The sequence below is a fragment of the Bradyrhizobium sp. CCBAU 51627 genome (assembly GCF_028128765.1).
Classification (GTDB): Bacteria; Pseudomonadota; Alphaproteobacteria; order Rhizobiales; family Xanthobacteraceae; genus Bradyrhizobium.
In genome coordinates this window covers 158,868-170,647 of sequence record NZ_LBJG01000093.1, presented here as the reverse complement: position 1 = coordinate 170,647, position 11,780 = coordinate 158,868, and the positions used below count along the sequence as shown (strand labels likewise).

Below are 11,780 nucleotides of genomic sequence, written 5' to 3'. Positions count from 1 at the left end.
GGGAATGCGGACGATCAAGCAGCCGGGCGCTCCCGCCCCTGAACGCATCCAATGGGTGGAGGCGAGGGGGCGCGCGTTCTCTTTCACGCTTGAAGCAGGCCTGCCGCTGCTCGAAGCTGCGCGCCGCGGCTTTGCCGCAGAAGGGTTCGCCTGCGGCGTGCTGAATTTCGACCACGGCGCGCTCGGGCCATTCGGTTATGTGATGCCGGCGCTGTCGAGGACGGGCGAGAACGCGGCGTTCTACAGCGAGACCTATCGGCCTGCGGGCGTGACGCACACGAGGCTCGGCAGCATGACGCTGGGCTCGCGCGACGGTGCGCCGTTCTTTCATTGCCACGGGCTCTGGACCGAGGCAGATGGCAAGGCGAGCGGCGGCCACATGCTGCCGGACGAGACAGATGTCGCCGAGCCGTTCGAGGTTCAGGCTTTCGGAATCGATGGCGCGATGTTCACCGCCGAGCCCGATCCCGAGACCAATTTTACGCTGTTCGGGCCGCTGGTGGCCACGAGCAGCGGCGCCCGCACCACCAGCTGCGCCTTTGCGCTGCGGCTGCGACCCAACCAGGACTTTGCTTCCTCTCTGGAAACCTTCTGCCGCACGCACGGTATTGCGCGCGCGAAAATCCATGGCGGCGTCGGCTCGACCATCGGCGCGCGCTTCAGCCATGGCGGCGTGACCGAGCCTTTCGCCACCGAGCTTGCGATCACCGCCGGGATGATCGCGCCTGATACGTCCGGCGCGCTTCAAGCCGCGCTCGATGTTGCCCTGATCGATTACACCGGCGGGATCGCCGAGGGCCGTCTGATCCGCGGGGACAATCCTGTGCTGATGACCATGGAGCTGGTGCTGGAGGTCTTGGCGTAGCCTCGCTGGCGACTGGCGCGGCAAGATATCTCTTTGCAATTTGCGTGTTCCTGTTATGTTCCGTTCGAATGAGGTGCGCGGAGGCCGGCAATGGCGCGACGGGGCTATCGGACGATCAACCTGCCTGCGCCGTATCTGAGGCGGGGTCTGGCTCGACCCCTCGCACATCCATGATCGCGAGGCCTATCCGTTTTGCCTGCCGATCTTTCCGGATGATTTCGAGCTCAATTTCGAGGCCGCCATCACGGTCATCGTTGGTGAGAACGGCACGGGGAAGTCGACGATTCTCAAGGGAATCGCGGCGCTCGTCGGTTATGACGATGCTGGCGGAGGCAAGGGCTACATGCCCGTCGATCACTCCGAGGCACGCGAGAAGATGGGCGGGCAGCTCTCCAAATCGCTGCGCGCAAGCTGGCTGCCGAAGATCACCAATGGCTGGTTCTTCCGAGCCGAGAGCTTTTTCTCGGTCGCGCGATATCTGGACAAGGCCTCGCGCGATGCGGGCCAGGTCGGACCCGATTTCCTGTCGCACTCCCATGGCGAAGGCTTCCTGCGCTTTTTCGAGGAGCGGTGTCAGCGGCAGGGCATCTTCATCTTCGACGAGCCGGAATCCGCGTTGTCGCCGGCGCGTCAGATCGAGTTCCTGAAGCTGCTGCGCCGCATGGAAGACTCCCGCATCTGCCAGGTGATCATGGCGACCCATTCGCCGATGCTGATGGCCTATCCCAACGCGCAGCTGCTGCGGCTCGGCAAATACGGCCTCGAGTGGACGACGGTCGAGCAAACCGATCACTACCGGGTGATGCGGGAGTTCTGTGACGATCCGCACGGCTTCGTCGAGACAACGCTGCCGGAGTAGGTGAGCAAGCGATCACCACGGGCTGGTCTTGACTTTGGCCATGGCGAGGTATGTCGATTCACTGAAGCTCGATGTCCCCGAGCTCGATCCCTGAAACAGGTCGAGCACCGGCGAGTAGGTCTGGCTGGCGTTCTTCGCGTCGTACATGGCGGAGAAACGGCTCAGCAGCTTGGCTACCTTGGTGGGATCGGACAGGTCCTTGATGTTGAGATACTTCTCCACGATCTTGGCCTGCTGATCGATCTGCATCGAGGCCATCTGATCGGGCAGATCGAAGGTGGTGCGAAACACCTCCGACAGAGCCTTGTCTGCAAGGATGTCGAAGGCGGAGGTGATGTGTCCCGCCATGCGCTGGAAATACAGCGCCAGACGTACGCCGGGATTCGTGTCGCCCTGCTGCTGCTCCAGGCTCTGCTGGAGATAGTCCTTTTGCGTTGCCAGGAATTGATCGCGCTTTTGCGGCCCCATCATCGGAAGACGCGCGACATTGCCCTCGCTGTCGAAATTGAACGACGCCGCGATCTCGGCAAAGCGAGGGTCGCTCTCCGTGTTTGCGAAGCTTTTGGGATCGTTCAGATCCGAGGCGAAGATCTTCTTGAGATAGGCTGTGCTCACCTTCGCAGGGTCCAATCCCTTGGCGACCAGAATGAAGTCGACCATCTTCCTGTTCGCGAGCAGGTCGGAAACGCTCGTGATGTCGCCGATCGACTGTTGATAGTCGGTCGCGTCCTTCTGGGCTTGAGCCTTGACTTTCGCCTGGTCCTGCTTGCTTGCAGCTTTCAGTTTCGCGATGACGTAATTCTTCGCGGTATCGAGGATTTCGGCCGGGTCCTGAGCCGCCAGGGGCATCGTCAGATTGCCTTTGCCATCGAAGTTGAACGCGCGCGCGAGCTTGACGTATCGATCGTCCTTCAGCGTATAGACGTAGCTCTTGGGATCGTTGAGGTCGCTCTCCAGCACAGCCTTCACGGTGGACTGTGAGACCTGTGTAGGGTCGAGGCCGACCGCCGCCAGCGCGAAGTTATACGCTGATGGGGCGGACACGAGCGCCTGGAGCGACGTGACCTTCGGGATGGCATTTCTGAATTGCCCGATCACCAGGGCTTCCTGCAGCGGGCTTGCCGCCGCATAGACAGCCGACTTGCTGTCGTCGAAACTCTGGTTCGTGATGGCGAGGTTTGCAGCGGTCTGCGCAGGTGTACCAGATGGCAGCGATCCGTCGGCCGAAAACTCGTACGCAGTGGCGAAATTCATGAACCGGTTGGTCGCCACGATGGCGTCGTTGGTGGTCGCCATGCTGCTTACGGCGGATTGCAGGCGATATCGTTCGACCAATATCTGCACATTCAACTGGTCGACGTCGGCGCCGGGTTGCGACAGTTGAGACGTGTAGTCGGCAATTTTCGAGCTGGCGTCGGTCGCATCCGATTTGGCCTGGGCAAGCTGGGCGTTGAGGCCATCCAGCTTCGAAGCGAAGGTGACATTCACATAGCTGTTCGGATCGGACGGGTCGCTGGACAAGACCTGCCTGATCGTGTCACGCGGCCATTTGCTCTGATCGATCCCGAACGCCGACGCGACATAGTTGCGGAGACGATCGTCGTTGAGAAGCTGGTCGACGCTGGTCACGTTGCCGATCGTGGCATTGTAGTATTTCGTGTCGGCAGCAACGGCATCGACGTTGCTCTTCATGGCGGCCGTGTAGAGCCCGATCATGTCGTCAGTCTGGTTGCTCGACTGCGCAACCTTGGTGTCACCGCCGCCGAAGGAAAACGCCGCGGCAAATTCCCGGTAGCGCTTGTCAATCAGCGTGTTGGCGAAGCTCTTGGGGTCGGTGAGATCGCTCTGCAGCACCTTTTTCATGAAAGCCTTGGCATAGGCCATGTCTTCCAGGCCATAGGCCTTCGTGACGTAGTGATACAGGCGATAGTCGTTCATCAGGTCGTCGACCGAGTGAACCTTGCCGATGTTTGCTTTGTAATAGGCGGCTTCGCGCGATACGTCCGATTGCTGTGCCACCCGCGTCAGCGACTGCGTGAGATTGCGCGCGAGATAGCTGTAGCTGAAATAGGTCGACACCATGGGAATTCCTGACGGCTCGACGGGGCTTGCCGAGGGGCTTGGACGTCCGTCAATCATTGCCGGGGCGCAAGGCAGAAGACTGGCCTCATGCCAGCCGACAGAAACATTGTTCAATTCATTACTGCGATTCTGGCGCGACAACCTCAGGTGCAGTTTGCGTCCTAGTGCCGCATCGTTTGCATCTCTCCGACAAGCCTCCCGCAAGCAAGGCGTGGCAAGCTTCGTCCTCGCTTTGGCGTTGAGACCGCAGACATGCTTTCGCGTCCTCGTGGCGCATCGCGCCCGAGCTTTGCGGCAGTCAGTGCCCTCGAGAGTGCCGAGGGCGCAGGGAAGGCCGGGTGCCGACTGGCACCCGCGGTCCACTGTGCGAAGGTTGCGCTACAAGAGGCTGCACAGCGGCATACAGGTGAAGCCGAAACATCCGGCCTTCCCTGCGCAGTGGGTTGACGGCTTATGTCGTGCTCTCCTCGGGGAGCGATGCACTATTGCCCCCGTCGCCTTGCAGATCATTGATGCGCCGGCCCGGTTGGGCCACACGCATCGCCACAAGACTTGGCGCACAGCCTTCGGGCGCCAGGACCACACGATTTTGCCGTACGCAGGCCGCACCCGTCGTGCGCGCGCGGGGCGTTGCTCACGGAGTGACCCGCCCTGCAACCACCTTCGCGCCAATGCGGCCCGCGTCCACCACGTCCCATCCCGCGTGTCGTGACGATCGCGATAGCGCCCCTCGGCCGGGTTGGGATGATCGAAGTATGCGATAATTCCGAATTCGAGTAAAGCGAATCATTTTTGTTCTGATCCGTTGACCTGGCTCTCGCGTGTTTTGCCCGCCGCTCAGGCAATGGATGGTGTGGGCGAGGGAGGCTGCCGCCACAGCCGCGCCACGAACCGGTCTCCCCACGGTCGAAAAATGCGTTACGATGCTTGCAGCGCGCATCAGTCGCGCCAGGTCAAAGGTGAGGAAACGGTATGCGGATGACGATCGGAAAGGCGATCGCCGGGGTGGCGGCGCTGTCGGTGGCGGGAATGATTCTGACGACGGCGTTTGAGCCGGTTTGGGCCCACGGGCCGACCCGGCAGAAGGTGCGGGAATCCATCGAGATCAACGCGGCCCCGGCCAAGGTGTGGGCGGCGATCGGCAATTTCCAGGATATGAGCTGGCTGCCGCCGGTCACCAAGACCGAGGGCGAGAAGGGCAATGAGATCGGCGCCACGCGGCGGCTGACCCTGACGGGAGGCGCCACAGTCGACGAGGAGCTCTACAAGTTCGACGCGGCCGCCATGACCTATTCCTACCGCATCACCGCCGTCGACGTGAAGGTGCTGCCGGTCAACAACTACTCCTCGACGCTGACGGTGACGCCGAGCGCCGACGGCAAGGGCGCGACGCTGGAATGGGCCGGCGCGTTCTATCGCGGCTTTCCCAACAACGATCCGCCGCCGGAGCTGAATGACGAGGCCTCGGTCAAGGCGGTGAAGAGCCTGTATCAGACCGGGCTCGCAGCCCTGAAGAAGAAGATCGAGAGCGGAAGCTGACGATGCGGGTCCTGGGGCTGGTTCGGATCCTGGCGGCGTTCGCCGCCGGCATCGCGAACGCCTCTGCCGAAGAGGCGTTCGTCACCAACCAGCTCAGCGACGATCTGATGGTCGTTGACCTCGCCACCTCGCGCAGCGTTGCGACCATCCCGATCGGCGGCAAGCCGGCCGGAATCGCCGTCACCGCGGACGGCCGCTTGGCCTATGTCACGAGCCCGGATGCCAAGGCGGTGACGGTGGTTGATGCCGCGACGCGTCAGGTTGCCGGCCGCATCGAGGTCGGCGGCGGCCCGCTCGGCATTGCCGTGACGCCTGACGGCAAGACCGTCTATGTCGCCGATTGGTATGCGGCCGCGGTGCGGGTGATCGATGCGACCTCGCGCAGCGTCACCGCCAGCATCACGGTCGGCGCCTCGCCGTCGGGGCTCGCGGTGACGCCTGACGGCAAGCTACTGCTCTCGGCGGACCGCGACGACGACAGCGTCTCGGTGGTGGATACCGCAACGCGCCAGCGCAAGGCAGTCGTCAAGGTCGGTGTCCATCCGTTCGGCGTCACCATCGACGCCGAGGGCAAGCGCGCCTACACCGCCAATGTCGGCTCCAACGACGTCTCCGTGATCGACATCGCGGAGGCACACGAAATCGGCCGCGTGCCGGTGGGAATGCGCCCCTATGCCGTGGCGCTGGCGCAAGGCCGTGGCTTCGTCACCGATCAATATGGCGGCACCGTCAGCGTGTTCGATGTCGCGACACTGAAGCCGATGAAGCGCATCAATGTCGGCGACTATCCCGAAGGCATCAACGCGACCGTCGACGGCAGGCGCATCATCGTCGCCTGCTGGGAGAGCAACACGCTCGAGATCATCGACGCCGCCGAGCTGAGGGTGATCGGCAAGGTCGCGACCGGCGACGGCCCGCGCGCGTTCGGCACGTTCTTGCGCAGGACGAAATAGGGGGCTACGGCCCCGTTCGTAGCGCCGGTACGATCTCTTCGATCCGCTCGAATACGTGATCCGGCCCGCGCGCCCGCAGCGCCGCCGGTGCCGCGTAGCCCCAACACACCGCGCCGCAGGCAATCCCCACCGCACGCGCCGCTTCGATGTCGCGAACCTCGTCGCCGATCGCGATGACCTTGTCAGGCGCAACGCCGGCGCGCCGGATTACGCGGCGGAATTTTGCGGGCTTGCCGAACGCCGAGGCCGAGCAGTCGAATTGCGAAAACAGGGCGGTTGATACGCCGAGCTTTTGCCGCGCATTGGTCTCGCTGTCCGATGTCACCAGTGCGAGCTGCACGCCGTTGTCCACCAGAGTCCGCAGCATCGCCTCGGCTCCCGCAAACAGCGAAATCTCCGCGGCTGCCTCTCCTTTCAGCCGCCGTGCATGCCGCGCGATCGCCGGCAGCTTCCAGACGGGCACCTCGAGCCGGCTGAGGATTTCGCGCGTCGAAGCATGCCGCAGCTCCTCGATATCCCCGTCCTTCACGCGCCGAAAGCCGAAGTGATCGGCGACGTCGTTGATGGTGCGCAGGAACCAGGGGAAGCTGTCGACGAGCGTGCCGTCGAGATCGAAGATGGCGAGGGAGAAGGGCATGGAAAAGAAATTACGCCATCAATATTTCCATACGGTTTGCTCGCTCCAACCAAGCTCCGCGAACTCGCCGGCCCGAAGCGGCGCTTCTCCTTCAGCGAAGAATTCATCGAGCTGTGGCGGCGCGACCGCTGTCTCCGACAGCATGGCATGCGCCTGGCCGCGGTGATGGATCTGGTGCTGAAACAGATGCATCAGAAGCCGGTCGCGGCGTTCGATCTGGACGCGTGTGTCACGGTTGATCCGGACAAAGCCGTTCAGCAGATCAGGCGTCAACGCATCGCAGATGGCGATCAGGCGCTTGTCCATTGCGGCCTGGGCGGGTTTTAGCCCGGAAAGCGAAGGATACGGCACCTCATTCTCCCAGGCGCGCGGGCCGAGCCAGCCACCTTCGAGCGCGTCGATATAGAAGAGATCGATAACGTAGATGTGGTTCAGCGTGCGTTGAATGCTCGGGAAGAAGCCGGTGCGCCGGGCTTCGAATTCGGCCTGGCTTAAACCGGCGCAGGCGGAGAGCAGGCGGTGGTTCGCCCAAGCATTGTTGTGGACGAAGGCGCGATAGGTTTGCACGAGTCCAGCGGACATATCGGTCTTCCCCGGATACTGCGTCTCACGAGAAGAGCGCTGGCGGATTACGATTCGCTAACCCGCCCTGCGGCTTCGGCGCAACGCGCTACTCCGCCGCCTCGCTCGTGCTCCGCCGCTTCGGCTTCCGCGATTTCTTCAGCACCGGCTCGAGGAATTTGCCGGTATAGCTCCGCGGCGCCTTGGCAATGTCCTCCGGCGGCCCCCAGGCGACGATCTCGCCGCCGCCGTCGCCACCTTCGGGGCCGAGGTCGATGACCCAGTCGGCGGTCTTGATGACTTCGAGATTGTGCTCGATGACCACCACCGTGTTGCCCTGCGCGACGAGCTCGTGCAGCACCTCCAGCAGCTTCTTGACGTCGTGGAAGTGAAGGCCCGTCGTCGGCTCGTCCAGGATGTAGAGCGTACGTCCGGTGGCGCGTTTTGAAAGCTCCTTGGCCAGCTTGACGCGCTGGGCTTCGCCGCCCGACAGCGTCGTCGCTTGCTGGCCGACATGGATGTAATCGAGCCCGACGCGGTGCAACGTTTGAAAAGTCTCGCGCACGCGCGGCACCGCCTTGAAGAACTCGGCGGCTTCCTCGACGGTCATGTCGAGCACGTCGGCAATGCTTTTGCCCTTGAACAGGACTTCGAGCGTCTCGCGGTTGTAGCGCTTGCCCTTGCAGACATCGCAGGTGACGTAAACGTCGGGCAGGAAGTGCATCTCGATCTTGATAACGCCGTCGCCCTGGCAGGCCTCGCAGCGGCCGCCCTTCACGTTGAAGGAGAAGCGGCCCGGCTCGTAGCCGCGCGCCTTGGCCTCGGGCAGGCCGGCGAACCATTCGCGGATCGGGGTGAAGGCGCCGGTATAGGTCGCCGGGTTGGAGCGCGGGGTGCGGCCGATCGGCGACTGGTCGATGTCGATGATCTTGTCGATGTGCTCCAGGCCCTCGATGCGGTCGTGCGGGGCGGCGCCTTCGCTGGCGTTGTTGAGCTTGCGGGCGATGGCCTTGTAGAGCGTGTCGATCAGCAGCGTCGACTTGCCGCCGCCCGAGACGCCGGTGACGCAGGTGAACAGGCCGAGCGGAATCTCGGCCGTGACGTTCTTGAGGTTATTGCCGCGCGCGTTCACCACCTTGATGGTGCGGCGATGGTTCGGCGGACGCCGCTCCGGTACCTCGACCTCCAGCTCGCCGGTCAGGTACTTGCCGGTGAGCGATTTCGGGTTGCGCATGATCTCGGCGGGCGTGCCTTCGGCGACGATATTGCCGCCATGCATGCCGGCGCCAGGGCCGATGTCGAGCACGTAGTCAGCGAGGCGAATGGCGTCCTCGTCATGCTCGACCACGACCACGGTGTTGCCGAGGTCGCGCAGACGCTTGAGGGTGTCGAGCAGGCGCGCGTTGTCGCGCTGGTGCAGGCCGATCGAGGGCTCGTCCAGCACGTAGAGTACGCCCGTCAGGCCGGAGCCGATCTGCGAGGCGAGGCGGATGCGCTGGCTCTCGCCGCCGGACAGCGTGCCGGAGGAGCGGGAGAGGGTGAGATAGTTGAGGCCGACATCGAGCAGGAAGGTGAGACGCTCGCGGATTTCCTTGAGGATACGCCCTGCGATCTCGTTCTGCTGTGCGTTCAGCGTGTCGGGCACGGTCTCGAACCAGGCGCCGGCACCCCTCACCGACAGCTCCGAGATCTCGCCGATATGCTTGCCGCCGACCTTGACGCAGAGCGCCTCGGGTTTCAGCCGGAAGCCGTTGCAGGCGCCGCAGGGCACGTCGTGGAAGTATTTTGCGAGCTCCTCGCGCGCCCACTCGCTCTCGGTCTCGCGATAGCGGCGGTTGATGTTGGTGATGACGCCTTCGAACGGCTTCTTGGTGTCGTAGGAGCGGACGCCGTCCTCATAGAAGAACTTGATCTCGTCCTCGCCGGAGCCAAACAGGATCGCATTCTGCGTTTTCTTCGGCAGATCCTTCCATTTGGTGGTCAGCGTGAACTTGTAGTGCTTGCCGAGCGCGGTCAGCGTCTGCGTGTAATAGGGCGACGACGACTTGGCCCATGGCGCGATCGCACCCTTGCCGATCGCGAGCTCCTTGTCGGGGATGACGAGGTCCTCGTCGACATGCTGCTCGACGCCGAGGCCGCCGCAGGCCGGACACGCGCCGTAGGGGTTGTTGAACGAAAACAGGCGCGGCTCGATCTCGGGGATGGTGAAGCCGGAGACCGGGCAGGCGAATTTTTCCGAGAACAGGATGCGCTCGGGCCCGCTCTTGTCGTGGATCTTTGCGGTCTTCTTTTTCTCCTCGACCGGGGCCGCCGCCGGCGCGTCGGCGAACTCGACCACGGCGAGGCCCTCGGCGAGCTTCAGTGCGGTCTCAAAGCTCTCAGCGAGGCGCTGGCCGATATCGGCGCGCACCACGATGCGGTCGACCACGACGTCGATGTCGTGGGGGAATTTCTTGTCGAGGCTAGGCGCTTCGGCGAGCTCGTAGAAGGTGCCGTCGATCTTGACGCGCTGAAAGCCCTTCTTGAGCCATTCGGCAAGCTCCTTGCGGTACTCGCCCTTACGGCCGCGCACGACAGGCGCCAGCAGATAGAGGCGGGTGCCCTCGGGCAGCGCCAGCACGCGATCGACCATTTGCGAGACGGTCTGGCTCTCGATCGGCAGGCCGGTGGCCGGCGAATAGGGCACGCCGACACGCGCCCAGAGCAGGCGCATGTAGTCGTAGATCTCGGTGACGGTGCCGACGGTGGAGCGCGGATTCTTCGACGTCGTCTTCTGCTCGATCGAGATCGCCGGCGACAGGCCGTCGATCTGGTCGACGTCGGGCTTCTGCATCATCTCGAGGAACTGGCGGGCATAGGCCGACAGCGATTCGACGTAGCGGCGCTGGCCCTCGGCGTAGATGGTGTCGAAGGCGAGCGAGGATTTGCCGGACCCGGAGAGGCCGGTGAACACCACGAGCTTGTCGCGGGGAATCTCGACGTCGATGTTCTTGAGGTTGTGCTCGCGCGCGCCGCGGATCGTAATTGCGCGCAGGCTGGAGCCCGCGTTCTGCTGTTGGCGCTTCGCCTTGATCACTTCATCCATCCGAGTTGCCCTCAAGGAATCCCAAAGCTACGCGATCGCGCCAACGTAAAAGGCGCGCTTCGCCCGGAACCGGGACCGGCGCCGATGGGGTTGTGAGGCGAACGTAGGAAGAACGGAGGCGGATTTCCAGTGGGACTTGCGAATCGTCAACGGATTGTTGTTGCGCTGGCGGGACTTGGCAGCAGGAGCAGGCGCGCGGAACTGCACGAGCATGGCGCCAAATAAAAAGGCCGGCGCGAGGCCGGCCTTTCGTGACGATGTGACGTCGGTAGCGATCAGTACTTGAGCTCAGTACTTGAGCTCAGTACTTGAGTTCAGTACTTGAGTTCAGTACTTGAGTTCAGTACTTGGCGACGACCGGGCCGTTGAAGTGATAGTTCACGCCAAGCTGCACGGTGTGGAGGTTGAGCGTGCCGGTGGGCAGGGCGCCGAAGTAGGTCTCGCCGCCGAGGCTGCGATAGAGGTACTCGCCCTTGATCGACCACTGCGGAGCGATGAACGCTTCGACGCCGGCGCCAACGGTCCAGCCCGAATGCCACTTGCTGTCGGACGCGGACACGCCGAGCGCGGAGAGGGTGATCTTGTTGTCGATCCAGGCGTAGCCACCGGTGCCGTAGAACAGCACGTTGTTGACGGCGTAGCCGATGCGGCCGCGCACGGTTCCCAACGCGTCGGTCTTCGAGCTCGCGGTCGTGGTCACGACACCGAAGCCCGGCACGACGGTGGCGCCGGTCGCCGAGGCGCTGACGTCAGCCCAGGCGCCATCAGCCTCGACACCGAACACGACGTTGCCGGTCTGCCAGTTGTAGCCAGCGGTGCCGCCGACAAAGCCGCCCTGCATGCGGGGCGAGCCCGAATCTTCCCAGGCGCCGCCACCGACGAGACCGAGGTAGAAGCCGGTCCAGTTGTAGACCGAAGCCATCGCCACGGGGGCCTTGACATAGGGGCGAGCCGCCAGGTCGGCAGCCGAAGCGGCGCCAGTGAGGGCGAGCAGGCAGGCCGAAGCCAAGAAAATCTTCTTCATTTTGAACAAATCCCAGTCCCAGTTTCTGTTTTGGACTTCCGTGCGTCGGAAGCAGCATCGGACGCTGTGGTCCAACTGGCGCCGTGCTTACACCACTGAAGCCGCAAGTTGTGTCTCCCAAATGCCACAACGGTTGCAAAATGCCGCAGTGCTCGAACGTCCGAGCCGCCAGCAA

Annotated in this window: 8 protein-coding genes and 1 pseudogene; 4 read left to right on the top strand and 5 right to left on the bottom strand. The window is 63.3% G+C overall.

Annotation, left to right across the window (positions count from 1 at the left end):
• Positions 1 to 4: 4 nt before the first annotated feature.
• The gene (locus XH88_RS38310) at positions 5 to 865 is read left to right on the top strand and encodes a PCC domain-containing protein (protein WP_271673332.1); all 861 of its coding nucleotides are present in this window, start codon (positions 5 to 7) and stop codon (positions 863 to 865) included.
• 90 nt (positions 866 to 955) lie between these two features.
• A pseudogene (locus tag XH88_RS38305) lies at positions 956 to 1,724 on the top strand (AAA family ATPase).
• A 12-nt stretch (positions 1,725 to 1,736) separates the two neighbouring features.
• On the opposite strand, the gene XH88_RS38300 reads toward XH88_RS38305, so the two are convergent.
• The gene (locus tag XH88_RS38300) at positions 1,737 to 3,806 is read right to left on the bottom strand and encodes a DUF1217 domain-containing protein (RefSeq protein WP_271673331.1); all 2,070 of its coding nucleotides are present in this window, start codon (positions 3,804 to 3,806) and stop codon (positions 1,737 to 1,739) included.
• Positions 3,807 to 4,778: 972 nt separating this feature from the next.
• Between XH88_RS38300 and XH88_RS38295 the strand changes: the two genes are divergently transcribed.
• Positions 4,779 to 5,345, top strand: a complete 567-nt coding sequence (locus XH88_RS38295) for an SRPBCC family protein (protein WP_271673330.1) — start codon at positions 4,779 to 4,781, stop codon at positions 5,343 to 5,345.
• A gap of 2 nt (positions 5,346 to 5,347) precedes the next feature.
• Positions 5,348 to 6,298, top strand: coding sequence for a YVTN family beta-propeller repeat protein (locus tag XH88_RS38290; protein WP_271673329.1), 951 nt, complete (start codon positions 5,348 to 5,350; stop codon positions 6,296 to 6,298).
• A 4-nt stretch (positions 6,299 to 6,302) separates the two neighbouring features.
• Here XH88_RS38290 and XH88_RS38285 read toward each other — a convergent pair whose 3' ends face one another.
• The 4 genes from XH88_RS38285 to XH88_RS38270 form a co-directional block, all read right to left on the bottom strand.
• The gene (locus XH88_RS38285; RefSeq protein WP_271673328.1) at positions 6,303 to 6,935 is read right to left on the bottom strand and encodes an HAD-IA family hydrolase; all 633 of its coding nucleotides are present in this window, start codon (positions 6,933 to 6,935) and stop codon (positions 6,303 to 6,305) included.
• An 18-nt stretch (positions 6,936 to 6,953) separates the two neighbouring features.
• Entirely contained in the window at positions 6,954 to 7,517 is a 564-nt protein-coding gene (locus tag XH88_RS38280; RefSeq protein WP_271673327.1) for a DinB family protein, read from the bottom strand.
• Between the two features lie 88 nt (positions 7,518 to 7,605).
• Positions 7,606 to 10,581: an excinuclease ABC subunit UvrA gene (gene uvrA, locus XH88_RS38275; protein WP_271673326.1), complete on the bottom strand. Its 2,976-nt coding sequence runs from the start codon at positions 10,579 to 10,581 to the stop codon at positions 7,606 to 7,608.
• 340 nt (positions 10,582 to 10,921) lie between these two features.
• Positions 10,922 to 11,605, bottom strand: coding sequence for an outer membrane protein (locus tag XH88_RS38270; protein ID WP_271673325.1), 684 nt, complete (start codon positions 11,603 to 11,605; stop codon positions 10,922 to 10,924).
• Between the last annotated feature and the right edge of the window lie 175 nt (positions 11,606 to 11,780).

Coding starts and splice junctions, on each gene's coding strand:
- XH88_RS38310 (WP_271673332.1), top strand. CDS start 5: ATGCGGACGATCAAGCAGCCGGGCGCTCCCGCCCCTGAACGCATCCAA.
- XH88_RS38300 (WP_271673331.1), bottom strand. CDS start 3,806: ATGGTGTCGACCTATTTCAGCTACAGCTATCTCGCGCGCAATCTCACG.
- XH88_RS38295 (WP_271673330.1), top strand. CDS start 4,779: ATGCGGATGACGATCGGAAAGGCGATCGCCGGGGTGGCGGCGCTGTCG.
- XH88_RS38290 (WP_271673329.1), top strand. CDS start 5,348: ATGCGGGTCCTGGGGCTGGTTCGGATCCTGGCGGCGTTCGCCGCCGGC.
- XH88_RS38285 (WP_271673328.1), bottom strand. CDS start 6,935: ATGCCCTTCTCCCTCGCCATCTTCGATCTCGACGGCACGCTCGTCGAC.
- XH88_RS38280 (WP_271673327.1), bottom strand. CDS start 7,517: ATGTCCGCTGGACTCGTGCAAACCTATCGCGCCTTCGTCCACAACAAT.
- uvrA (WP_271673326.1), bottom strand. CDS start 10,581: ATGGATGAAGTGATCAAGGCGAAGCGCCAACAGCAGAACGCGGGCTCC.
- XH88_RS38270 (WP_271673325.1), bottom strand. CDS start 11,605: ATGAAGAAGATTTTCTTGGCTTCGGCCTGCCTGCTCGCCCTCACTGGC.